25 protein-coding genes and 2 tRNA genes are annotated in these 22348 nt (G+C 40.4%); 12 read left to right on the top strand and 15 right to left on the bottom strand.

Annotated elements, in window-relative coordinates:
- Window positions 1-148: 148 nt before the first annotated feature.
- Entirely contained in the window at window positions 149-814 is a 666-nt protein-coding gene (locus BMZ58_RS07120; protein ID WP_075035856.1) for a DUF3889 domain-containing protein, read from the top strand.
- 292 nt (window positions 815-1106) lie between these two features.
- Here BMZ58_RS07120 and BMZ58_RS07115 read toward each other — a convergent pair whose 3' ends face one another.
- From BMZ58_RS07115 to BMZ58_RS07105, 3 genes are all read right to left on the bottom strand, one after another.
- Window positions 1107-2672 carry a BCCT family transporter gene (locus tag BMZ58_RS07115; protein WP_075035855.1) on the bottom strand — a complete coding sequence of 522 codons (1566 nt, stop codon included), beginning with the start codon at window positions 2670-2672 and terminating at the stop codon, window positions 1107-1109.
- A 637-nt stretch (window positions 2673-3309) separates the two neighbouring features.
- Window positions 3310-3382 (bottom strand) — tRNA-Val (locus BMZ58_RS07110).
- Between the two features lie 392 nt (window positions 3383-3774).
- Window positions 3775-3847: transfer RNA gene (locus BMZ58_RS07105), tRNA-Val, on the bottom strand.
- Window positions 3848-4066: 219 nt separating this feature from the next.
- Here BMZ58_RS07105 and BMZ58_RS07100 point away from each other — a divergent pair.
- The 4 genes from BMZ58_RS07100 to BMZ58_RS07085 all read left to right on the top strand — a co-directional run bounded on the left by BMZ58_RS07100 (window position 4067) and on the right by BMZ58_RS07085 (window position 6596).
- Window positions 4067-4795: an alpha/beta hydrolase gene (locus BMZ58_RS07100; protein WP_075035854.1), complete on the top strand. Its 729-nt coding sequence runs from the start codon at window positions 4067-4069 to the stop codon at window positions 4793-4795.
- A gap of 34 nt (window positions 4796-4829) precedes the next feature.
- The gene (locus tag BMZ58_RS07095; RefSeq protein WP_075035853.1) at window positions 4830-5345 is read left to right on the top strand and encodes a YjcG family protein; all 516 of its coding nucleotides are present in this window, start codon (window positions 4830-4832) and stop codon (window positions 5343-5345) included.
- Between the two features lie 6 nt (window positions 5346-5351).
- Entirely contained in the window at window positions 5352-5777 is a 426-nt protein-coding gene (locus BMZ58_RS07090; protein ID WP_075035852.1) for a GNAT family N-acetyltransferase, read from the top strand.
- A 141-nt stretch (window positions 5778-5918) separates the two neighbouring features.
- On the top strand, window positions 5919-6596 hold the full coding sequence (locus tag BMZ58_RS07085; protein WP_075035851.1) for a DUF421 domain-containing protein: 678 nt from the start codon (window positions 5919-5921) through the stop codon (window positions 6594-6596).
- Here BMZ58_RS07085 and BMZ58_RS07080 read toward each other — a convergent pair.
- From BMZ58_RS07080 to BMZ58_RS07060, 5 genes are all read right to left on the bottom strand, one after another.
- Window positions 6583-7482 carry an MBL fold metallo-hydrolase gene (locus BMZ58_RS07080; protein ID WP_075035850.1) on the bottom strand — a complete coding sequence of 300 codons (900 nt, stop codon included), beginning with the start codon at window positions 7480-7482 and terminating at the stop codon, window positions 6583-6585. The two genes, BMZ58_RS07085 and BMZ58_RS07080, sit on opposite strands and share 14 nt — an antisense overlap.
- Window positions 7483-7504: 22 nt before the next feature.
- Window positions 7505-7804: a hypothetical protein gene (locus BMZ58_RS07075; protein ID WP_075035849.1), complete on the bottom strand. Its 300-nt coding sequence runs from the start codon at window positions 7802-7804 to the stop codon at window positions 7505-7507.
- 36 nt (window positions 7805-7840) lie between these two features.
- The gene (locus tag BMZ58_RS07070) at window positions 7841-8056 is read right to left on the bottom strand and encodes a hypothetical protein (protein WP_075035848.1); all 216 of its coding nucleotides are present in this window, start codon (window positions 8054-8056) and stop codon (window positions 7841-7843) included.
- Window positions 8053-8379, bottom strand: a complete 327-nt coding sequence (locus BMZ58_RS07065; protein ID WP_075035847.1) for a DUF1360 domain-containing protein — start codon at window positions 8377-8379, stop codon at window positions 8053-8055. The genes BMZ58_RS07070 and BMZ58_RS07065 overlap by 4 nt, the downstream gene beginning before the upstream one ends.
- Window positions 8380-8445: 66 nt before the next feature.
- Window positions 8446-8667 carry a hypothetical protein gene (locus tag BMZ58_RS07060; protein WP_075035846.1) on the bottom strand — a complete coding sequence of 74 codons (222 nt, stop codon included), beginning with the start codon at window positions 8665-8667 and terminating at the stop codon, window positions 8446-8448.
- Between the two features lie 191 nt (window positions 8668-8858).
- On the opposite strand from BMZ58_RS07060, the gene BMZ58_RS07055 reads away from it, so the two are divergent.
- Window positions 8859-9356, top strand: coding sequence for a CotY/CotZ family spore coat protein (locus BMZ58_RS07055; protein ID WP_075035845.1), 498 nt, complete (start codon window positions 8859-8861; stop codon window positions 9354-9356).
- Window positions 9357-9409: 53 nt separating this feature from the next.
- Here BMZ58_RS07055 and BMZ58_RS07050 read toward each other — a convergent pair whose 3' ends face one another.
- Both BMZ58_RS07050 and fabI read right to left on the bottom strand, forming a co-directional pair.
- Entirely contained in the window at window positions 9410-9964 is a 555-nt protein-coding gene (locus tag BMZ58_RS07050) for a CotO family spore coat protein (RefSeq protein WP_075035844.1), read from the bottom strand.
- Window positions 9965-10251: 287 nt separating this feature from the next.
- On the bottom strand, window positions 10252-11031 hold the full coding sequence (gene fabI / locus BMZ58_RS07045; RefSeq protein ID WP_075035843.1) for an enoyl-ACP reductase FabI: 780 nt from the start codon (window positions 11029-11031) through the stop codon (window positions 10252-10254).
- Window positions 11032-11470: 439 nt separating this feature from the next.
- On the opposite strand from fabI, the gene BMZ58_RS20780 reads away from it, so the two are divergent.
- Entirely contained in the window at window positions 11471-11713 is a 243-nt protein-coding gene (locus BMZ58_RS20780; RefSeq protein ID WP_139207306.1) for a hypothetical protein, read from the top strand.
- A 451-nt stretch (window positions 11714-12164) separates the two neighbouring features.
- Here BMZ58_RS20780 and BMZ58_RS07040 read toward each other — a convergent pair whose 3' ends face one another.
- Window positions 12165-14027, bottom strand: a complete 1863-nt coding sequence (locus BMZ58_RS07040) for a monovalent cation:proton antiporter family protein (RefSeq protein ID WP_075035842.1) — start codon at window positions 14025-14027, stop codon at window positions 12165-12167.
- A gap of 16 nt (window positions 14028-14043) precedes the next feature.
- A complete protein-coding gene (mgtE, locus tag BMZ58_RS07035; protein ID WP_075035841.1) occupies window positions 14044-15408 on the bottom strand; it encodes a magnesium transporter in 1365 nt (454 codons plus the stop codon).
- Window positions 15409-15763: 355 nt separating this feature from the next.
- On the opposite strand from mgtE, the gene prpE reads away from it, so the two are divergent.
- On the top strand, window positions 15764-16495 hold the full coding sequence (gene prpE, locus BMZ58_RS07030; RefSeq protein ID WP_075035840.1) for a bis(5'-nucleosyl)-tetraphosphatase PrpE: 732 nt from the start codon (window positions 15764-15766) through the stop codon (window positions 16493-16495).
- A gap of 241 nt (window positions 16496-16736) precedes the next feature.
- Here the strand turns inward: prpE and BMZ58_RS07025 are convergent, their stop codons facing one another.
- From BMZ58_RS07025 to yjbM, 3 genes are read right to left on the bottom strand one after another with little or no spacing between them, the layout of a single operon-like run.
- On the bottom strand, window positions 16737-17624 hold the full coding sequence (locus tag BMZ58_RS07025) for an RluA family pseudouridine synthase (protein WP_075036003.1): 888 nt from the start codon (window positions 17622-17624) through the stop codon (window positions 16737-16739).
- Window positions 17608-18414, bottom strand: coding sequence for an NAD kinase (locus BMZ58_RS07020; protein ID WP_075035839.1), 807 nt, complete (start codon window positions 18412-18414; stop codon window positions 17608-17610). Before BMZ58_RS07020 ends, BMZ58_RS07025 begins: the two co-directional genes overlap by 17 nt.
- Before the next feature lie 14 nt (window positions 18415-18428).
- Window positions 18429-19067: a GTP diphosphokinase gene (gene yjbM, locus BMZ58_RS07015; protein ID WP_075035838.1), complete on the bottom strand. Its 639-nt coding sequence runs from the start codon at window positions 19065-19067 to the stop codon at window positions 18429-18431.
- A gap of 132 nt (window positions 19068-19199) precedes the next feature.
- On the opposite strand from yjbM, the gene BMZ58_RS07010 reads away from it, so the two are divergent.
- The 4 genes from BMZ58_RS07010 (at window position 19200) to BMZ58_RS06990 (ending at window position 22195) form a co-directional block, all read left to right on the top strand.
- Complete coding sequence (locus tag BMZ58_RS07010) at window positions 19200-19781, top strand: CYTH domain-containing protein (protein ID WP_075035837.1); 582 nt, start codon at window positions 19200-19202, stop codon at window positions 19779-19781.
- A 54-nt stretch (window positions 19782-19835) separates the two neighbouring features.
- The gene (locus BMZ58_RS07005) at window positions 19836-20231 is read left to right on the top strand and encodes a globin domain-containing protein (protein ID WP_075035836.1); all 396 of its coding nucleotides are present in this window, start codon (window positions 19836-19838) and stop codon (window positions 20229-20231) included.
- Window positions 20228-21115, top strand: coding sequence for a ClpXP adapter SpxH family protein (locus BMZ58_RS07000; RefSeq protein WP_075035835.1), 888 nt, complete (start codon window positions 20228-20230; stop codon window positions 21113-21115). Before BMZ58_RS07005 ends, BMZ58_RS07000 begins: the two co-directional genes overlap by 4 nt.
- A gap of 69 nt (window positions 21116-21184) precedes the next feature.
- Window positions 21185-22195, top strand: a complete 1011-nt coding sequence (locus tag BMZ58_RS06990; RefSeq protein ID WP_139207305.1) for an IS3 family transposase — start codon at window positions 21185-21187, stop codon at window positions 22193-22195.
- Window positions 22196-22348: the final 153 nt, after the last annotated feature.

Here is a 22348-nt window from a genome sequence, read left to right as displayed (position 1 = left end):
CGGCAGGTAGGTAGATCTCCATTTATTTTATACACCAAGGAATCCGGCAAAACCTCTCAAAAGAGGCATGGATTCCCCTTGTTTCACAAGATGACCAGTTCCTACATAGGCTATGGAGGATATTGAAGAAAAGACAGGAGGAAAATACATGCACTCCAATTTTTATTCCATGCCGTATGGCTACCCCTATGTACCTCATCCTTATCAAGCGCATTCTTACACACGTTACCCTTACCTTGGTTACTATGAGAACCAATTCCAATTCGGACACTATGGGACCAGGCAGCCCATTCGGGGGCAGGCCAGTTGGACAGATGGAGGTACAGTGACCCAATGTGGGATTCCATGGTCCACAAACCGGTACATGACCGTAGCTGTTGGCCGCAACTCTGGGTATCAGTGCGGGCAAACAATAAAGATCAAGAACTTATCTAATGGTAGAGAGATCATTGTGACCGTTGTCGACCAGGTTCCTAACTACCCTGAAAATAAAGTGAATTTACACAGAAGAGCCTTTGAAACGCTTGGTGCAAATATAGATGCAGGGATAATTAATGTAGAGATCAGCGCCTCCCCTGAGTTGGAGGAAGAAAAATGGGGAAAATATCTTTTAGAGATTGTTCAAGCAGCATATCCTGACTATAAAGCGACGGATTATAGTAAAGTATCCGAAAATCCCCAAAATAACAACCAAATAAAAGAAGTTTATACGTTTGTCATGCAATCCCCTCAAGAAACAATGAATATCCAGGGAACAATCATTTATAACCCGAATACGGACCGAATCCTCTCGATAAACTTTCAAGAAGTATAAATAAGTGCTCCATATTGAAAGGAGGGTTTCTCCTCCCTCCTTTTAATCAACATAAAAACATAAATCCTTGGTATCTCTCAGCCCACTTTTTGCGTAGTTTTTCTTATAAACTACTATTGCTGTAATACAAAAAGAAATGGCGCAACCCCTCCCTTGATGAGAAGCTGCGCCATTTTTATCATTTGAAATAGTTGATAACCGTATATTCTTTTTAAACTTCTTTTTGATGGCCTGGGAAAACATTAAGACTTGTATCGATCAGAATGAGATTAATACAAAGCTTTCTTTTATACTATTGCACCTTTTTTCTTTCCTCTATTGGACTCTCATTGATTCGCTTGTTGGCAATTTTTTTATTATTGCTGAGCTGACCTATTCCCAACTCTTTCGCTTCCTGATTTAAAGATTTAAGAAAACTTATTACCATGAACGCCATTATAACCGAAAATGGCAATGCTGCAATAATCATAGTGTTTTGAAGAGCTTGTAACCCTCCCGAATAAAGTAGAGCTAGAGCAGTGATGGAAAGATAGATCCCCCAAGTCACTTTTATTTGCCTGCTTGGATTTTGAGAACCGTTCGTTGTCATCATACCTAAAACAAATGTGCCAGAATCCGCGGAAGTCACAAAGAATGTAACAATAATCAAAATGGCTAACATAGAAAACACCATGCTAAGTGGGTATGTTTCTAAAACACCAAAAAGTGATTCTCCTGCTGATAAGGAAGAGATGGACACCAGCCCAGACAACTCTGTTGTAATAGCCGCTCCTCCGAAAGTTGTAAACCAAAGGAAACTAATAAGGGAGGGAGCTAGTAGAACATACGTAACAAACTCCCGTATAGTCCTCCCTTTCGATACTCTGGCAATAAATACACCTACAAATGGTGCCCAAGCAATCCACCATGCCCAATAGAAAATTGTCCATCCATTAATCCAACTCCGGGTGTCTTCATTAAGTGGGGCAATTCGGAAACTCATTTGAATTAGATTTTGCATGTAAGCACCCAGGGTATCAATAAATAGATTCAACGTAAAAACTGTCGCACCGAAAGCTAACACGAATAGGAAAAGAAAGAACGAAAGACCCATATTCAGATTACTCAGGATCTTAATTCCTTTGCCTATACCCGTTAAGGCAGACACCATGAAGAGGACGGTTACAACAAGGACGATGATCGTCTGAGTCGTTATGTTACTTGGTGCTCCAAAAAGATACGTTAATCCCCCGTTTATTTGGATAGCGCCAAATCCCAGTGATGTCGCAACACCCATGATAGTAGAAATAACTGCTATGACATCGATTATTTTACCGACTAATCCATCTGCATGTTTGCCAATAAGCGGACGCAATGTTTTACTAATTAAGCTTAGCTCTCCTTTTCTGAAGCTGAAGTAAGCGAGAGCTAAAGCAAGAGATCCATAGACTGCCCATGGATGTATTCCGTAGTGGAAGAATGTATACCTCATAGCATCCTTGATCCCTTGGTCTGTGCCAAGTTCACCTGTAGGAGAACTTATTGCATAGTGACTAAGCGGCTCGAATGTACCATAGAAAATTAATCCAATTCCAATGCCCGCACTAAACAACATGGCTAGCCAGGAAGGACGCGAAAACTCTGGTTTGTCATCTTGTTTCCCGAGTTTAATCTTACCAACAGGGCTTACCAATAAATAAATACAGACGACTACATAAACCGATACGATCCCTAAGTAATACCAACCAAATGAATTGATTATAAAACTTTGGACATTGCTAGTAACACTCTCTAACGTTGAAGGCATCAATACTCCCATAATAACAAGAGCAGACATGATTGCTAATGAAGCATAAAGAACACCTTTTCCTTTATTCATAGTTTACTTCCTATCTCCTTCTTACCTTTTATACATTCCGTATTACTTCGATGATTACCTAACCATTAACTTTGGTATAACTATTTTATATAATGCAACATAATTACAAATCAATTGAACGTTAGGAGAACAACCAAATTCATAATGCTTTATTAATTTAGTAACCTCTGCCTGAGGTACAATAGGTAAAACAAAAATAGAAGTAATAAGTAAATAAGCTACTGGAATAGTATAAAATCACTGAATTTTTTCACGCATTTTTAAATTTTAACAAAGTTAAATGTACAATACACATAGGAAATACAAGCCTGATCCAAGTTTTAAACCGATGTATGGTTCTCAGGTGATTAGATTTCGATAATATTTAAAAATCCTCGGATTTTGTCTGATTTTGCGGAGATTAGAAAGAATTAGGTAATATGGGGGAAGTAAAAAGGCGGTTCTGGACAGCGACATTCTTTACCATCTACTCACGCCGTTTTTAAAAAGGGATCTGTCTTTGAAAGCTTGGCAAGAAGAACTATCACCGCTTTTCCAGGAGCAAATCAAGTGTAAGCACCAGAAACAGGGCCTAAAAAAGAAATGACGCAACCTCTCCCTGGATGAGAAGCTGCGCCATTCCAGCACTTTGTATGGATGATTCCGATTGGGCTCGAACCAACGACCTCCACCCTGTCAAGGTGGCGCTCTCCCAGCTGAGCTACGGAATCGTATGTAGAATAATGTCGACTTGTTTTGTTGACAAGTAATAATATACTACGGAACAAAAATAGTGTCAATAAATTTTAAAGAGATTTTTATTATAATGTAATCAGCATTTAATTGGAAAATAGTTACTTTGTTCAAATAGATAAATAACGCCTTAATATTAGGTTCACTTTCTACGAATTGCCATGGAAAATTTTCACTATTCACAGGTCTAATCACTAAAAACATGCCCTAATGAAATAACTTTTAACTGAAGTGAACATACAATCTTTTTTCCAGGTAAAGCTCCCTAAACCCGAATACCATCTTCATAAGTTTACGGCTTTATATTTCACTCCCCTACAATAAAAATGAAAAAGCACGGTTTCTTAAGAAACCGTGCTTTTTCATAAAGTGATTCCGATTGGGCTCGAACCAACGACCTCCACCCTGTCAAGGTGGCGCTCTCCCAGCTGAGCTACGGAATCATATGATAAAATCTATCAGAATTATGTTACTGACAAGAATTAATATACTATGAATCGACTAAAATGTCAACAGAAGCTTTCCGCCCAACAGGTAAACCCCATTTATATCCATATAATCATCTGTACAACTTTTTAGACAATTATGTGATAAAATAAAATAAGAATGTTTAAATAAGACATAGTTAGAAGTTTTCTGTGCTGTTAGGAGGTGTTTGGAATTTGGGTAGAGATGGGTCGATGAAAGAGTATACAATAAACAGCCAATACTTACAGGAGACCATGACGTTAAGGATATACACTCCCAAGAACTTTTCTCCATTATATAAATATCATTTCTGTATTATGCAGGATGGTAATGATTATTACTCAATGGGGCGAGCAGCCACATTAAGCGACAAACTCCATAAAGAGGGTAATATTGAGAATACCATTTTCATCGGTATTCATTATAATGATAAATACGATAGACAAGATAAATATCATCCTGATGGAGAAAAACAATCAGATTATGTGAATTTTTTGCTCCGTGAAGTAGTTCCATTCCTGGATGATGAGCTCCCTGGATACTGTATGGGAAGCGGACGAACACTTGTCGGGGATTCTTTAGCTGGTACACTTGCGCTAATGACAGCCGTAAAGTTTCCTAATATATTTGGTAATGTCATTATGCAGAGCCCCTATGTGGACGAACACGTCTTAGAAGTAGTGAAGGCGACGAAAGACTTTTCTTCTTTAACCATTTATCATACGATAGGGAATGAAGAAACGGACGTCGAGACTACCGAAGGTGTAAGGAAGGATTTTCTAGCACCTAACCGCAAACTTCGAGAATTTTTGAACCGTCAATCGCTTTCCTATACCTATCATGAACTCGATGGTGATCATACATGGGGGACATGGCAGAAGGATTTTGAACGGGCTTTATTGAAAATGTTTGGTAAGGCATAAATGTTATATAGGAAGAATCAGGAGGGTTAGTCCAATGAGATACGGAATAGCAGTTTTTCCATCAAAAAAAGTACAGGATGTGGCAAATTCTTACCGCAAACGTTATGATCCCCATTATGCGTTGATTCCGCCACATATAACGATGAAAGAAGCTTTTGAAGCTGACGAACAAGAAATTGAAAACAAAATTATTCCTGAGCTGAGTGAGATCGCAAAAAACACCCAGCCTTTTACGTACGGTGTTTATAAAGTGAGTTCCTTCTCCCCTGTGACCAATACGATATACTTGAAAATTGAACCATCTGAAGAGATTTTTGAATTGAATGATAAACTGCACGCAGGAGAACTACCAGATGAAAAGGATTTTGCATTCGTTCCACACATTACCATCGCCCAAAAATTATCAGATGAGGAATTCTCTGATGTATATGGCAGTTTACGCATGCTAAAATTCGACCTGAATGACAAAGTCGATCGCTTCCAGTTATTGTATCAACTTGAAAATGGTGCATGGAGTGTTTATGAAACATTCCGCCTCGGTAAAGGGTGAATAATGGTGGAAATATTCAAAGTTAATAGCAGAAAACAAAAAGACGACGCGTATCTTGTACGACGCGTCGTCTTTGTAGAGGAACAACAAGTACCCATTGAATTAGAACTCGATGAATATGATGAGACTGCCATTCACTTTGTTGGTTATTTAAATGACGAACCTGTTGCAGCTTCTCGTTTACGTTTCGTTCAAGGCTTCGGAAAACTTGAACGGATTTGTGTAAAAAAAGAATATCGCGGCCAATCACTCGGGAAACAGATCATCCATTCCATGGAAGAAGTCATCCGCGATTACGCCTATACTAAAGCTAAGCTGAATGCTCAGACTCATGCAGAAGTTTTTTACGAATCTCTCGGGTATGTAACGGTTTCTGAACCATTCATGGATGCTGGCATCCCTCATGTGACGATGGTTAAATCACTGTCATGATTTCTTTCATAAGTATCTTACAAATATCATAATCACTAAAAAAACTCTGGATCTAATTAGATCCAGAGTTTTTCGTTTATAATAAGGTCCTTTTGTCTAAAATGGAGTTATAGGAAACTGTAAAGGGTCGTGAGAATACTAATGGATTACTTACAAATTACTACAGAAACGCTATTTGGCTTCTTTGCTCTTTTTATTATGACGAAATTGCTCGGCAAATCACAAATCACTCAAATTACTGCCTTTGACTTCATCTCTGCATTAGTACTAGGTGAATTAGTAGGAAATGCATTATACGATCCAGAAGTAGGAATTCTTGATATCGGGTATGCGATCTTATTATGGAGTATCCTGATTTTTGTTACTGAAATAATTACTCAGAAATATAAAAGAACTCGAAAAATCCTTGAAGGAAGCCCTTCTCTTGTCATATACAAAGGAAAAATCGACCGGGAGCAATTGAAAAAAAATAAACTGGATATTAATCAGCTCCTGCATCTTTTACGTGCGAAAGACGTTTTTTCCATTCAGGAAGTGGAGTATGCAGTCTTAGAAACGGATGGAATGATTTCTGTCTTAAAGGCCTCGAATTACCAAAACGTCACTCGGGAGGATATGAAATTAATGCCAGAAAATGTTCCCCTTCCCCGGACGATCATTAGTGATGGAGAAATCATTTGGGATAATTTGAAGGAAGCCGGTTTTGATGAACAATGGTTAAAAAAACAGCTGGATGCCCAGGATTTCAATGGGCCAAAGGAAATATTGTACGCAGAACATAAAGAAGGCGATAAAGACTTATTTCTCATCGGTTTTTAATTTGGAACATCCATTTATGATCTGCAATGCGGTCCTCAACAAGGTCCGCTTTTTTTAATCCAATTAAATAAGCGGTCACAGCTGTCCTATATAATAGCCATTGGGGCAAGTTCCCATGTTGTACATCAAAGTGGTCACACATCGATGACACAATGACTTCATGAGAGACTACTCCATTTTCTCTTATGTATTTATGCAACCACTCTTTTAACTCTTGATGGTATGTAATATTTGCTTTTATGGTTCCCGCGGGATCTTCTTCAAATAACCCGTGACCTGGAACTGCTCCGTCACAGGTCATAGATAACAGCCTCCTCAAACTCTCTATAGTTTTACTGACATCTGTCACATAAGGAATCTTATGCTTGCGAAGAGTTTCGATACCAAAATAACTATCGGCAGCATAAAGAATACCATTCCCCATCACCGCCAATTGGTGATAGCTATGGCCTGGCAGCAAAAAGGTATCCGCTTTTATCGCTCCAAAAAATAACTCTCCTTCATCAACCACTTGGTCAATCCTAACTGGCGGGCCTTGCAGGAACTTGTTTTGTAACTCCGGGAGTGGATCATTTCCCCCAAATAGATAAAGTGGTTCAAGACTTGGGTTTCTCAGAATAGCTTCTTCATAAACAGGGGCAATGGTATGTACCTCATGATTATTCTGGACATATCCTGCACCTCCATAATGATCCGCGTGTGCATGGGTAATAAAAAGGTGCGTCAAAGGAAGTTCTCGTTCTTCCAGTTCTTTGAGCACCTTTTTAACAGAGGTACGGTCAATACCTGAATCAATCAAAACACCATCTGTCCCTTTTGTAACATACCCTATATTTACAGAACTGTGGTAATAATAACATTGCTCATTTAATTGGATGAAAGACATCTACATGACTCCTTTAGCTTTTTTATACAGTTTCGCTAAAGTTCTGTCCTTTTCCTGTCATTTTTGAAAGAATAGCATCACCTTCTTCTGGATGAGGGGGCTGACTGACTCTTGAAACAGCATGTGTCGTCCTCGGTATATGGATGCCATTTAACTTTTGGTATTTGAGACGCTTTTGAGAATAAGGTTCATTTTGTTTCAACTTGTTATCAAGTGTTGCCTTAAAAACTTTCTCAAACGCGAATGGTGAGCGCTCATCCTTGGTTGTTCTGACTTGATAATCCTGGTATTGATAATGATTTATAGGTAGAATATATCCCATATATACTCCTCCTTCGTTTACCTATACCCATTTAACCTATTCAAAGAAACGCTCCATTTTTCCCATTTGTTTGGTCAAAAACTTCTCCATGTCTGTCATCCGCTTAGAAAAACGGCGATCCCAAGCTTGAAAGTCTTTTTCCCACTCATTAAATTTCTTTTCAGGTTGCTTTATGATTCCATTCATTTTCGACGTTTCCACATCTATTTCCTGCAAAACTTCAAACAACGACTTTTCTTTCTTCTTTGTCATAGGCGATCCGTCCAGGAATACAGGATGGACTGTAAACCTGCGATGGCAAACACGAAGACAAGCCACTCTCCATATGGCACAATAATATAGAAGAGAAGCATAATAAATGACGACCATACTCCCACACACCACTGACAACTCAAGCCTTCACCGATAAAACCGTTCGGCTCCACCCATTCCTCTTCTATTCCTTCCTCATTAATTACAACCTCTATATGGATAAAAGGACGACGTAACCATTCCATAATATAATCACGGACGATTAACCGGGTCAGACGGAAACTCGCCAGCGCTATTAAGAAAACTTCCATGATACTAAGCATTCATTCCATCCTTTCTCATGAAGAAAAAGCCACTACAACTTCAAGTAGTGGCTACTCCTTGATTAATTAGAACCAGCGAAATCCTCCACGGCGATCGGAAGATTCATCTTCTCGGTGTTTGGAACTGCTTTCTTCTTCATCTCTACGACGTCTTGGTCCGCCAAAAAATGGATCGATACGGTCATCACGATCATGGTCACGACGATCGTTCCGTTGTGGTTCAATGACAACATTATCTGCTTTAATTACAAGGTCCTTCACATGAATGACCCTCTTTTTCTCAGACATCCCATTCACTCCTTATTCGAATTCACTTCTAATCTATGGCGTTTGCCCCAAATGGGTATAGTCTTGCGCCCATGATAAGCAAAAAAAGTCTCGATTCGGAGAAAAGAGACAAATGCCCACACCGACACAGTTACATTTCATATTCTAGTAAAGACAATACGTCAATACGTATGGAAAGGGGAAAATATAAAATGAGCTGTGGAAAAAATTTCGATTCAGGTTCTTGTGTAATTGATATCCTTAAAGATATCGTCGATGCTCAGAACGATGTCATGCACGATTGTACGACGAGTTGTGAGCAATCGATCGCCGACCTTCTAGGTGATACCAATGGAGGCTCAGGCTTTGACACAGTTCCAGTCATCCTATACTGCAAAGATGGGTGCACACCTTTTAAAGGATTCGGTTCAAAACGAAGTGGTGACGATTGTGAAGTAAAAGGGAGCTTTTTCTTCCGTGTAAAATCCGTTGATAACGATGGATGCGCGATCCTTGAACTCCTTTTTGCTGACCGTTGGTATGGGGAAGATGAGGACGATGTAGAATCTGGACGTCATGGCCGGGGATTCGATCCAAAATCACCAGCTGATCAGAGTTGCAGAAATCTCCGCGCCTCTGGCATTTGCATTACTGTGGACTTGAACTGTTTCTGCCATGTTACATGCCTTCCTGCTGCAGCAACTCTGTAATATCCAGAAAAAACCGCGCATCGATTGCGCGGTTTTTTAAGTTATCATTCATTTTAAAAGCCGAGAAGACGGATATCCTTAATGGAATCAAAAGCAACCTCGCGTTGAAAAGGTCTTTGAAATACCTTCATGTGTACATATCCATCCACATAATCCGTAATATATCCACGATATTGCTCTTCTTCTGTGACCACTTCACATTTCATTTTCGGAACATGAGGAGAGAGATTAAAAAAATAATTCACTTTCTCTTCTAATGACATATCATGGAAACGTTGGCGCCGATCTCTGGGAGTAGTTCTTTTTTTCTGTTTCTCTTCTTTCTCTGTCTCCTGGAGTTCTTCGGACCTATTATCGGCAGATGCGGAAGCTTCCGACTTTAATTTTGCCAATTCTTCCTGATGAGGAGCGTTATTTCTTCGCATCCTCATTTCTTTTTCATCAGCAGTAACTTCTTTCGTTGTTTGTTCACTACCCGAATCTAAATCTGAAGAAGGCGAACGTTGGGACCGGAAGCTTGTTTGCATCGGTACCTCCGCCGGTTTCAAATTCTTCGGCTGTACAATATAAAGCATCGGTTGCTTGGCAAGTCGTTTTTCTTCGGCCATCCTGATCTCTCCTTTTCCATTCGTTCATCATTTTATGTATATGCCCAAGTTAAGATTCATGTTCATCTTCGTATACATCCGTCAAAATATCTGTATTTTCGTCTACATTTTACATGGACGCAGATGCTAATTTATTTGGAGTTCCCAATTTTACTTAATATACAAAAAATCTTACGAGCGCCATGGGCAGGTGCCGTTCCTATTATTATTAAAAAGGCTATAATCTTATTTTATATATCAATATTAGAAAAGCCCCTCTTCCACATTGGAAAAGGGGCTTGCACTATTTAGTAGGCAACCGTATTGAAACCAGAATCGACGTGAATAATTTCACCCGTTACACCACGGGAAAGATCACTCATCAAGTAATACCCTGTATCGCCGACCTCTTCTTGAGTAACCGGACGACGCAATGGGGCACGTTCTTCAATAACTTTAAGAATTTGATTGAAATCACCCACACCTTTAGCGGAAAGAGTGCGGATCGGGCCTGCAGATATCGCATTGACACGAATGTTATGCTTACCTAAATCATTTGCTAAGTATTTAACACTCGCATCAAGACTAGCTTTCGCTACTCCCATAACATTATAGTTTTTCACCACTTGTTCTCCACCTAAGTAAGTGAGTGTCAAAATGCTGCCCCCGTCTGTCATCAAGGGTTGCACTGCACGAGCAACTGCAGTCAACGAATAAGAACTAATGTTATGTGCTGTCAAGAATCCGTCACGACTTGTATTTAAAAACTCGTCCTTCAGTTCTTCCCTATTGGCAAAAGCGATACAATGAGCCAGACCGTGAATCGTACCCACATCATTTCCGATTCTTTCAAATGTTTGAATAATAGCTTCATCATCTGTTACATCGCACTCGTATACAAGGGACTCTTCTCCTCCTTCAAGTGTATCTGCAAGTTCCTGAACAGATTTTTTAAAACGTTCGGATGCTACGGTGAAGATTAAACGGGCTCCTGCCGCATGCAATGAACGGGCGATTCCCCAGGCAATGCTTCGCTTATTCGCGACACCCATCACAACGTATGTGCGTCCTTCTAATGAAAAGTTCATAATCATATCCTCCTTGAGGTAGTGTTTAATTTAGTATTTGTTATTAGTACCTGTTGCTATTTTAAACCATCAGCTTTTGAAAAACAAACCTCACCTTATGCTTACCCTAATATCATAGAGCTAAGCATCTCTTCACTCCTTCTAAACGTTAAAGAAAGTGGCAGTATTCTGGAATACTCGATTTCGAGATAACCGGGCTTCGTTGCCGTATGAATAGTCAGAGTTAAGCAACTTGCTTTCCTGTGGGGCACCTGGCGAGCTTCCTCGGGCGGTCTGCTGCACTACGGGATCTCGCCTACCTCCTTCTCCCACAACCCTTGCCGTATGTGTTGCTTGACATCTACCAACAATACCCTGCCATGAGTAGAGGGAGAATAGTATTTCAAGCCTGGGATTAAAGCACTTTCACCTATATCAAGCTATCTATACTTGAAGGTGGTTGCGAGATACTTATCAAGGGGCGGAGGGAAACGGTGAGACTCTTAATGTGAAAGCGGAAGTGCCTTGGTCAGCGGCGTATGGACTGGACATTCCAATGTGGAGGTGTCTTGGTCAGCCGAAAAGCTTAAGAACAATCATTACAGGGAGTGTTCTTCTTCCTGGAATAATTAGTAAAGAAGTTCGGTTAAATTCGCAACGTCCTGTTGCAACACCGAACGTCTCTACTTCCTGTGAGGCCTAAGACCTCAAGAGGCTAGACACCGGAACTATCCTGGAGTTCGAGGAGATAAAGGAAACACGAAGAGCGTAGCGATTCGTTCGATGTTGACCTATCTTACAAAAGCGAGGGAAGTCTCACTAGCCGCTAGACACTGGAGCTGGATAGCACTCGTACTGTTTAAGATCCCATAAAAAGATTTAACTTCAAATGGTTTAAGAACTGGGATCTGCGGGACAGGTAATACTCCGCAGAGTTTTAGCTCGAGGAGGCTCACCGCCCGCCGCACGGAAAGTGTTCAAATGTGGAATCGCCCTGGGAGACATAAACGGACGAACCTTTTCCCGTAGCCCCTAAACTCCCACTAAAGTCTCCCAACTGAGTCTTCAAGAATTGGGAGCTTTAGTGGGGGATGGAATTAATTAGGATAGCGAAACAAAAAGCTCCTTCTCGTTGAGAGAAGGAGCTTTTAGACTTAACACCATTCACAATATTCAAGTTCCATTTTCAACTCATCCACATACTCATGAGAACCTGTGACGATTAATCGATCACCCATTCTCAATTCCGTGTCCCCATGCGGTACAATGGAGTCTTTACCACGGAATATACGAACCATTATTACATCACCTGTAAACGGAAATTCTCGAAGATGCATACCGTTATAAACGGAATTGTTCATATTGATTTGGTAGAGTGCACTGTCTTGCTTCGTCAATATATCCACGACGTTAGGCGCTTCAATCATCGCTTTCAATAATGCTTTCGATGATAAGAATACAGAGAAAACACTAATGTTAAGATCTTTCATCTCTTGAGTCAGTTCTGGTGATTCTACACGTACAATTATACGCTCTACCCCTTGTTCTTTAGCAAACTTAGCAATTTCAGCATTTCTTTCTTCATCGCCAGTGGATGCTACGACCAAATCAACATCAAAGACTCCGAGTTCTTTCATTTTTTCTACATCGTAACCTTCAACTTCTTTGATATCAAAACAGTTACGACTGATACGCTCATCAATTTTATCCACTTTTGTATGATACAAATGTGTTTCATAAGCATGGATGTCAAGTTCCCTGACAACCGGTAGAGTCATACGGTTTGATCCGATAAAGGATACAACAGTTTTGTGGTCTTCATCTTCAAAGCGCCCATAGATCTTCTTGAATGCCACCGGTGCGACCAAGCAAGTAAGGACAGCTACGAGTATCAATGCCCCTTCCATCTGGTCATCAATCATTCCTTCCCGTTTACCGATGGCAGCGGCTGCAATCACTAGGGATAAAGTGGATGTAAGAATAAAACCAGATCCAAACACGGTCTTTTTGTCATACCATTTGCTCAAGATAAGGGCAGGAACAAGTTTTGAAACAAGTAGGGCTATAAATAACAATGGAATCAATATAAGAACGCGATTATCGGTAAACAATCCCCAAATATCGATTTCCACTCCGACCATGACGAAGAAAATCGGAATTAAGAATCCATAACCGAAACTATCCAGACGCTTCACCATCTCCGGGTTCGGTGACAATAAAGATACAAGCGTTCCGGCTAAGAAGGCTCCTAGAATATTCTCAGCCCCCACCGTTTCAGATAAAGCTACAAGCAAAAGGATGAGTGTGAAAACTGCTCGGGTATCAATCTGAATGGTTCCCTTTGCCATTGTTTCCACAAACGATTGATCTCTGAACCTTTTGCCAATGTAATAGAACAAAACACCAGCAGCAAACAGGACGAGCAATAGCCACGTATTTCCTCCGCTTTCTCCATAAATGGAAACGAAAACAGCAAGGAGGATCATCGTAACCAAGTCAGCGATAACAGCAATCAAAAGGATTGTCTGTCCAATCGTTGTTTTCATCATTTGGGCATCTTTCAATGTCGGAACAACTACACCAAGCGAAATCGTTGAAATTATCAGAGTCATCAAGAATGCATTATCTATAAAACCAGCCCAAACGAACATGTAAGATAAAGCAAGTGAGATGACGAAGATTCCAATAAAGACAATCGTCGCCACCCATACAGGATTCGGAGCCCCTGTCCCTTTATTCTCAGGTTTCGCTTTCTTTTTCTTACTTGCAAAAATGGAAAAGTCGATTTCTAAACCACTTAGGAACATTAAGAAAATGAAACCTAATGTGGATAGTATTTCCAACCAACTTCCATTTTCAACGATATCAAAACCACTCTGCCCTATAATTAAACCTACAATAATTTCTGCTACAACCACCGGAATGAAGTTCAGCTTAAAACGGTGGAGTAAGATGGGAGTTATGAATGCTGCGATAATGACAATAACTAAAGAAGTTACTGAAGCACCATGTTCCATACTCACCCTCCTTCCTTCATATCAATAAATTCATGAATGCTGTCGCCATCCCAAAGTAAATCAAAATAGAAATCAAGTCATTCACTGTTGTAATGAACGGACCTGAAGCGACAGCCGGATCAATATTCAAGCGGTGCATAATAAGAGGAACGAGGGAACCAGCAAGTGTGGCTACAATCAACGTTAAAAGAATGGACAAACCAACTAATAACCCTAAGAAAAAGTTCCCCTGCCATATATAAACGATGAGCATGATAAGGAATCCACAGGATACGCCTGTAATAAGACCTGTACCTGCTTCTCTCATCATCATCTTCCATTTCCCTTGTTTCTCAATTTCCCCTGTGGCGATTCCACGGACAGCAACAGCTAAAGCTTGTGTACCAGTGTTTCCGCCCATACCAGCGATCAGCGGTATGAAAATAGCCAAAATAGCAACCTTATCCAAGGTTTCTTCAAATCGCCCGATTAAGCTCGCCGTTAAACTTCCTAAGAAAAGCAGAATGACTAGCCAGGGCAATCGCTTTTTCGCAGAAGCAAAAGCATTATCGTCAGGGCTGTCAACGTCTGAAATTGCTGCAAGCTTAGAATAATCATCACTTGCTTCTTCTTCCATAACATCCATAATATCATCAACGGTAATGATGCCCAACAGATGGTCTTGAAAATCGAGGACAGGTAAGGCGAGGAAGTCGTAATCACGCACCATACGCGCCACTTCTTCTTGGTCTTCCCCAACTGATACCGATACCACCCGTTCGTTCATAACATCAGATATTAGCCAGCCTTCTTCAGATATAATCAAGTCTCTCAACGAAATAACGCCGACGAGTCGTTTATCTTCGTCTATGACATACGTATAATAAATGGTTTCCGCATCAGGGGCTTCGGTTCGCAAATGGACCATCGCTTCTTTGATTGTCATGCCAGCCTTAACAACAACGAACTCAGTTGTCATAATTGATCCTGCTGTTTTTTCTTCATAATGAAGCAGGTCTTTAATTTCGTCAGCAGCTTCATCATCCATGATTGTCAAAAAGCTCGCCACTTTATCTTTTTCTAACTCATTTAAAATATCGACCGCATCGTCGGTAGACATTTCAGCAAAGACTTGTGCAGCAAAAGTAGGGGCCATCTCTGTGAAAAAAGGTTCGATTTCATCATAATCTATATGTTCCATCACATCTGCTACCTCTTCTGGTGATAAGTACGTATATATTTGCATACGTATATCTCCCTCGAGGTCCTCAAAAATTCTCGCTTGGTCATAAGGATGAAGTTCCAGAAACTCTGCGCGGAATTGATCGATGTGGTCATTCAATAATGCATCTTGAATATTAGCCCATACTTCTTGGCGCTCCTGGTCATCTAAGTGTTCCATAAGCAACCCTCCCCAGCGTCTATTTCGTTTTTGACCGTTTAATCTTAATTGCGATATACACGTTTGTCAATCATATAAATTTCTATTTCATTCAAGAAGATACATGTAGTTTAACAGAACAAGTTCGTTAATTGGAATAAAACATTATTCATGTTTAGTATCTTAAAGTCCGGGAAAAATATCATCCATATAATATGGATTGTGAACATGGCGGGATAATGAATGACTCGGCTTCCGATATGCTATAAGAGTTGGATATAAATAGAATACGGTAGCTTTGTATATACCCAGATACACCTAACGCTGTCCTGAAACAGAGTATTCTGTAGACGTTCAATTTATAAGGAGAATGATCATGACTTATGATATTATCGGCGACATCCATGGATGCATGTATGAATTAGAACAATTATTTGTCGAACTAGGATACGAATGGAAACACGGAATTCCGATTCACCCTGAAAACAGAACCCCAGTATTTGTTGGTGATATCACCGATCGGGGACCGGATTCGATCGCTTGTATCAAACTGGTCTATCGATTAGTAGTAGAAGATGGCGCACTTTATGTCCCAGGAAATCATTGCAACAAACTTTACCGATTTTTCCTAGGTAATCCTGTGCAGGAAAAACACGGACTTGAAACCACAGCAGCTGAATATCGTCAACTTTCTAAAAAAGAGCAAAAAGAAATCAAAAACCAATTTAAACAATTGTATGAAGAATCTCCCCTCCATTTAATTCTAAAAGACGTACAAACAGTAGTTGCCCACGCAGGAATTCGGGAAGAAGACATCGGACATAAGAGTAAAAGTATAGAAACCTTCATCCTCTATGGTGATATTACCGGAGAGAAACTTCCTGATGGTAGACCTGTACGTCGTGATTGGGCCCAGCATTACTATGGAACCCGCTGGATTGTTTATGGGCATACCCCTGTTAGAGAGCCGCGTTTTGTTAATAAAACCGTCAATATCGATACAGGATGTGTGTTCGGAGGGAAACTGACTGCATTCCGTCTTCCAGAGGAAACGGTTGTCAGTGTCCCATCTTCTATGCCATATGTAGATGAGAAATTCAGATATTAATGAACGGCGGAAGCTACTGGTGCTTCCGCTGTCTTTTTTGACTGATGTTGTATGGCACCTTCTAAGAACCTTAGGATCCATTTACAAAACTTAGGCTCCTCCCCAAAGGGCGCCCAAATCAAATTCTATAGCCCCCTAAAACAGGATGGCTCCCGAAAGATAATACGATCTAATAAAGTGGGCTTTTTATCCCAGATTCCCAATTCATCTCACAATGAAAAAGCTTGAACACCAAAAGTGCTCAAGCAAATATATTCCATTCTTTCGGAGGATCAGAAACAAAGGTCATTCTTTTTTTCGTCCATGGATGCCTGAAATGGAGTTGGTCACAATGTAATGCTTGTCCTTTTGTTCCTTCCACTTCTTTCCCTCCATACAATGTATCACCCACAAGTGGGTACCCAAGATAGGACATGTGAACACGGATTTGGTGCGTCCGTCCTGTCAAAAGGCGCACCTTTAAAAATGAATAGTCAGTGCCACACCTATCTAATTGGAACATTGTTTTTGAGGGCTTGCCTGCAGAAGAGACTGTACGTCGGATAATGGACCCTTCTTCTCTTCCAATAGGTTTATCTATTAGTCCTTCTCTTTCCATAAATGATCCATGAACGACTGCCTGATAGCGCCGCTTTACTTGATCCAAGTTTTTTGTTAATAGCATATGACTATAGGCATGCTTAGCTATCAACATTAACCCAGAAGTATCGCGGTCCAATCTAGTGACAATGTGCACGGTACATGGGTATCCTCTTTTATCATACTCATAAAGCAAATGGTTTGCGATGGAGGTCCCTGTAGAGTCTAACGGTGGCACCACAGGTATTCCCGAAGGTTTATCAAGTATTAGGACGTCTTCATCTTCATAAATGATCGAGAGTAAACCTTTATGCGGAACGATGGCCCCTCTTTCCTCTGCAGGGAAAATGACCTTTAGTTCATCTCCTGTAGACAATGGTTGCCATATTTCTCGCTTCAATCCATTTACGAAAAGTTTTCCATTTAGGCGAACCTTTTTTAGAAGCTGCCGGGAAAATTCACCTACACTGCTTAAAAAATCTCTAATTGACACACCATCGAAGGCTTTCGTTACATGCCAAGTCTTAACGACATTAGTCTCCGTAATCATCCGCAACGAAGGAATCATGCACACGTTTCCAGAACGGAAAAGGCCGGAACCTTGCAAAACGGACTTTTTCTTCAGCTACGCGGCACTGTATGGATTTCACATCTTTATAGGTGCGTGTAATATGGTCGATGGTGAACAAAAAGCTTCTATCATGCTTCGGTTTGAACATACATGTATGGTGACTTGGCAAAATAAGTGGTGATCCGATGGTACGGAAAACACGGTTATTGATAGAAGCCATCTCAGCAATTTGGAAAGCTTCCAGGGATGGATGTAAAATAGCCCCCCCTAGAGCCTTGTTGTATGCTGTGCTTCCGGAAGGGGTCGATATACAAAGCCCATCTCCACGGAAAGTTTCAAAATGATCCCCTTTGATCTCAATATCCATTACAACAGAACCTTCGGAAGTTTTAATCGTACATTCATTTAAAGCAAGATACCTGTCTTCTTCACTTCCATCTTTAGGGCGTATCGTAACTTCAAGGAGTGGGTACTCCACAACTTGAAACGGTGTTTTGGCAATTTCGATAATAAGCTTCTCCAACTCTTCCGGCATCCAATCGGCATAGAATCCTAAGTGGCCAGTATGGATGCCGATAAAGGCTGTCTTGTCAAGTCGATGAACATATGTGTGAAAGGCCTCGAGCAGGGTCCCATCTCCACCGACAGAAATAGCTAAATCGGGTTCATCTTCATCATACTCAAGTGTGAATTCCGTTAAATAGTTTTTTATTTTTGAACGGATTTCATTAGATTTTTGATCGCCTTTCGACAATATCGAGAACTTCATAGATCACCACTCCTTTACGTGTTTTTCGGATTTTTCTTCTGTTCCTCTTTCCTTAAAAAAGCGCGCTGTGCTTCCTGAATTTCGTTTTTAATTTTGGACATTTCTTCATCCAGCTGAAATGCTGCTTCGCCAGCACGTTTTAATCGGGATTTAATCTCTGTTGGTATTTTACCCGAATATTTATAGTTTAACGAATGCTCATTTGTGGCCCAGAAATTCATAGCTAAAGTCCGGATTTGAATTTCTGCTAACACTTTTTTCTCTCCGTGGATTGTTTCTACCGGATAACGGATAATAACGTGAAAAGATCTGTATCCACTATCCTTTTTACGGGAAACATAATCTTTCTCCTCCACTATTTCAAAGTCATGTCGATTACGCAGCATATTGACAACGGCATAAATGTCATCGACAAATTGACAGACCACTCTGACCCCAGCAATATCCTGTAACTCTTCTTCAATGTTTTCTGGATTAACCGCTTTACGTCTCGCTTTTTCAATAATACTGGACTTCGGTTTGACCCGGCCAGTCACAAATTCAATAGGAGACTGCTCTTCTTCATGTTCAAATTGACGGCGCATCCCCTTTAATTTAATTTTAAGCTCTTCAACGACTTGTGAATAAGGTGCTATAAATATATCCCAATTCATTTAGCGCCCACCTTTATGTACCCAATCTTAATAGCAAATATGTGCGTTTTTTCTTCCATTCATTGTATCATAAAGTTAGCCTGCGGAATAAGCAGCCTGCCTAACAATAACCTATATCAGGAGGTCATATGTATGGCTCAGGAAATTGAAATTGAATTCAAGAATCTACTGACACAAAAGGAATACCAACAAGTTTATCATTATTTACCATTCAAATCAGTTGAACTTATGGAACAAACCAATTATTATTTTGAAACAGACGACTTGAAGTTGAAGCAAAAAGGGGCCGCGTTACGAATTCGTCATAAAAACGGCAAATGTACCTTAACATTGAAGGAGCCTCATAAAGAAGGATTACTTGAAACACATGATGCATTGACTGAAGAAGAAGCTAACCTTTGGATTCAAAACAAAATGATGGAAAAGCCTCATGTCACAAAGCAACTTCAGGGTCTTGGTATCTCCCTCGAATCACTCCGCTATCTAGGATCTTTGACGACCAGGCGTAAGGAGATCGGATACGAAGGAACAACGGTTGTGCTGGACCACAGTCTATACTACGACCAGGAAGATTATGAGCTTGAAGTCGAAGCTAGCTCCAAAGAAGATGGAAAAAAAGTCATTCAGGAAATTTTAAAAGCATGCAATATTCCAGAACGAGAAACAGATAATAAGATCAAACGCTTCTACAACGCGAAGCTTCAATCAGAATAGTTGCCGTTCCGCAGCCCTCATTGCTAAAATGAAGAACAGACAGGAAGGGATACTATGGAACATGGAACGATATATAATGAAATTGGTAAAGAAAAAATTGATGAGCTTGTAGAGGCATTTTATAAAAGAGTAAGTGAACATCCAGAACTAATTCCGATTTTCCCAGATGACTTCACGGAAACAATACGAAAACAAAAACAATTCTTGACTCAATTTTTCGGCGGTCCTCCTCTCTATGTAGAGGAACATGGACATCCAATGTTGCGGGCAAGACATTTACCTTTTACAATCACGCCAACCAGACGGGACGCCTGGTTGTCTTGCATGTCAGGAGCAATGAATGAAGTGCAAATTGAAGAGCCGTTTAGGTCATTCATGTTTGAACGTTTGACGATGACAGCCAATCATATGATGAATACACCAGAAGATGAGAAAGGAGAATCGATGTGAGTTGGAAAAGTTTAAACAGTGACAGCGAAACAAGCGGGACAACTAGTGGTTTTTTCAATTTACTGAAACGACCGATTGAAATTTATGTCTTCATCGATCCACTCTGTCCGGAATGCTGGTCACTTGAACCCTTTTTAAAAAAGCTCACAATCGAATACGGGCGCTTCTTTAGTATCCGTCCCATCATTAGCGGAGAACTTGCCTCCTTACACCAGAATAAAATTAAAAAACCTAAAAACTTAAAAGAAGCTTGGGACAAAACCGGATCTCGCACAGGAATGTGTTGTGATGGAGATGTCTGGCTGGAAAATCCCATTTCCTCTCCCCTTTCCACAGCATTAGCTGTCAAAGCAGCTGAATTGCAAGGGAAAAAAGCAGGAATGAGGTTTTTACGCAAAGTTCAGGAGTATGTTTTTCTTGAAAAGCAAAACATTTCTAAAGAAAACATTTTAATTGAATGCGCAGAAAAAAGCAGACTGGATGTAGAAGAATTTAAAAAAGATCTGCATGGCGATGCAGCCCGACGCGCTTTACAATGCGACTTAAAACTCGCTCATGAAATGGAAGTCGACTCGACCCCCACCATCGTCATTTTTAACGAATCTGAGGAAGATGCCGGGCTTAAAATCACCGGGCTATATGCTTATGAGGTATATGTGAAAGTGTTGAAAGAAATGCTTCAAAAAGATCCAAAGCCTGGGATAAAACCCGCTTTGGAGGATTTCTTGCAACACTATCGCTTTGTTGCGAACAAAGAAATAGCCGTCGTTTATGATTGGACAGAGCAAGAAGCCAAACGTGAAATGAAAAAACTCGTCCTTAAACAAAAAGTTCGTGAAGTTCCAGTAAAACACGGTGCCTTCTGGCAATATATCGAATCCTAAAAAAGCTCCCTGACACGGTAGTGCACCCCAGGAGTTAGAGAAAAAATCTAACTTCTGGGGTGATTTTTTATGGCAAAGTATAGTGAGAAATTTAAGTGCAAAATTGTAAACGAGTATCTAAGAGGTAATCTAGGATATAAATCATTGTGCTTATTTAAAAAAGTTAGAAGCTTTTCAGAAGAATCCGAATGCCTTCCTCGAAAAGCACAAGCAGCGTTGGTATTCGAACTCAAAAAAGAAGGATTCAAATTAAAAGATGTCTTAAAAAAAGTAGCCATTCCGGAGGCAACGTATCATTACCATATAAAGAAATTCCAGAAAGAAGATCCAGATAAAGAGTGGAAAGAAAAGATTAAGGAACTGTATAAAAAGCACGGCGGTAAATATGGATGTCGTCGCATTTCCCTCAAGTTAAGAGGGAAAGGGAATGTCATCAACCACAAAAAAGTTCAACGAATCATGAGTGAACTGGGGTTAAAATGTGAGAAATTCACACGGAAATCACGTTATAAATCATATAAAGGTAAAGTTGGAAAAGTAGCCAAAAAAAGCTTAAACCGTAGATTCCATACAACGATCCCTCTCCAAAAACTCGTAACTGATGTGACCGAATTTAGATGTGCGGGAGATAAGAAACTGTATTTGAGCCCTATTATGGACTTATTCAATGGAGAAGTTATCTCTTTTGGAATCTCAAATAGCCCCACATTAGACTTCGTTCTAGAGCCATTAGGGGAAGCATTGAAAGTTATAGGAAATGAGGCAAAATACCGCACCACCATTCATTCCGATCAAGGTTGGCACTACCAACATAACAAGTGGGTACAAACATTAAAGAAAAACAAAGTCTTTCAAAGTATGTCTAGAAAAGCAGCCTGTGCAGATAATGCGGCCATGGAGAACTTCTTCGGGATCCTCAAGCAAGAGATGTACTATGGGGAAGAACTTGTGTCTTACGAAGAGTTAAAAAGTGAAACAGAAGAGTACATTTACTACTACAACAATGAACGGATAAAAGAAAAATTGACTGGCTTAAGTCCAGTACAATTCCAGACTCAAACCAGCCAATCAGCTGTGTAAGATAAAAACTCTAACTTTTAGGGGTCACTACCGATAGGCGAGATCCCGCAGGACGCAGTCCGAGGAAGCTCGGCGCTCCCCCACAGGAAAGCGAGTAGCTTCCCAATCACCCCTGACGCCCAACAAGGCAACGAACCCCGGAAACATCTCGAA

Origin of the sequence: Halobacillus dabanensis (assembly GCF_900114165.1) — a bacterium.
Taxonomy (GTDB): Bacteria; Bacillota; Bacilli; order Bacillales; family Halobacillaceae; genus Halobacillus; species Halobacillus dabanensis.
This window is presented reverse-complemented; position numbering and strand designations above follow the sequence as displayed.

Excerpts from the sequence above, each read along its gene's own strand:
- BMZ58_RS07120 (WP_075035856.1), top strand. The coding sequence starts at position 149 with ATGCACTCCAATTTTTATTCCATGCCGTATGGCTACCCCTATGTACCT.
- BMZ58_RS07115 (WP_075035855.1), bottom strand. The coding sequence starts at position 2,672 with ATGAATAAAGGAAAAGGTGTTCTTTATGCTTCATTAGCAATCATGTCT.
- BMZ58_RS07095 (WP_075035853.1), top strand. The coding sequence starts at position 4,830 with ATGAGATACGGAATAGCAGTTTTTCCATCAAAAAAAGTACAGGATGTG.
- BMZ58_RS07085 (WP_075035851.1), top strand. The coding sequence starts at position 5,919 with ATGGATTACTTACAAATTACTACAGAAACGCTATTTGGCTTCTTTGCT.
- BMZ58_RS07080 (WP_075035850.1), bottom strand. The coding sequence starts at position 7,482 with ATGTCTTTCATCCAATTAAATGAGCAATGTTATTATTACCACAGTTCT.
- BMZ58_RS07075 (WP_075035849.1), bottom strand. The coding sequence starts at position 7,804 with ATGGGATATATTCTACCTATAAATCATTATCAATACCAGGATTATCAA.
- BMZ58_RS07070 (WP_075035848.1), bottom strand. The coding sequence starts at position 8,056 with ATGACAAAGAAGAAAGAAAAGTCGTTGTTTGAAGTTTTGCAGGAAATA.
- BMZ58_RS07065 (WP_075035847.1), bottom strand. The coding sequence starts at position 8,379 with ATGCTTAGTATCATGGAAGTTTTCTTAATAGCGCTGGCGAGTTTCCGT.
- BMZ58_RS07060 (WP_075035846.1), bottom strand. The coding sequence starts at position 8,667 with ATGTCTGAGAAAAAGAGGGTCATTCATGTGAAGGACCTTGTAATTAAA.
- BMZ58_RS07055 (WP_075035845.1), top strand. The coding sequence starts at position 8,859 with ATGAGCTGTGGAAAAAATTTCGATTCAGGTTCTTGTGTAATTGATATC.
- BMZ58_RS07050 (WP_075035844.1), bottom strand. The coding sequence starts at position 9,964 with ATGGCCGAAGAAAAACGACTTGCCAAGCAACCGATGCTTTATATTGTA.
- fabI (WP_075035843.1), bottom strand. The coding sequence starts at position 11,031 with ATGAACTTTTCATTAGAAGGACGCACATACGTTGTGATGGGTGTCGCG.
- BMZ58_RS07040 (WP_075035842.1), bottom strand. The coding sequence starts at position 14,027 with ATGGAACATGGTGCTTCAGTAACTTCTTTAGTTATTGTCATTATCGCA.
- mgtE (WP_075035841.1), bottom strand. The coding sequence starts at position 15,408 with ATGGAACACTTAGATGACCAGGAGCGCCAAGAAGTATGGGCTAATATT.
- prpE (WP_075035840.1), top strand. The coding sequence starts at position 15,764 with ATGACTTATGATATTATCGGCGACATCCATGGATGCATGTATGAATTA.
- BMZ58_RS07025 (WP_075036003.1), bottom strand. The coding sequence starts at position 17,624 with ATGATTACGGAGACTAATGTCGTTAAGACTTGGCATGTAACGAAAGCC.
- BMZ58_RS07020 (WP_075035839.1), bottom strand. The coding sequence starts at position 18,414 with ATGAAGTTCTCGATATTGTCGAAAGGCGATCAAAAATCTAATGAAATC.
- yjbM (WP_075035838.1), bottom strand. The coding sequence starts at position 19,067 with ATGAATTGGGATATATTTATAGCACCTTATTCACAAGTCGTTGAAGAG.
- BMZ58_RS07010 (WP_075035837.1), top strand. The coding sequence starts at position 19,200 with ATGGCTCAGGAAATTGAAATTGAATTCAAGAATCTACTGACACAAAAG.
- BMZ58_RS07005 (WP_075035836.1), top strand. The coding sequence starts at position 19,836 with ATGGAACATGGAACGATATATAATGAAATTGGTAAAGAAAAAATTGAT.
- BMZ58_RS06990 (WP_139207305.1), top strand. The coding sequence starts at position 21,185 with ATGGCAAAGTATAGTGAGAAATTTAAGTGCAAAATTGTAAACGAGTAT.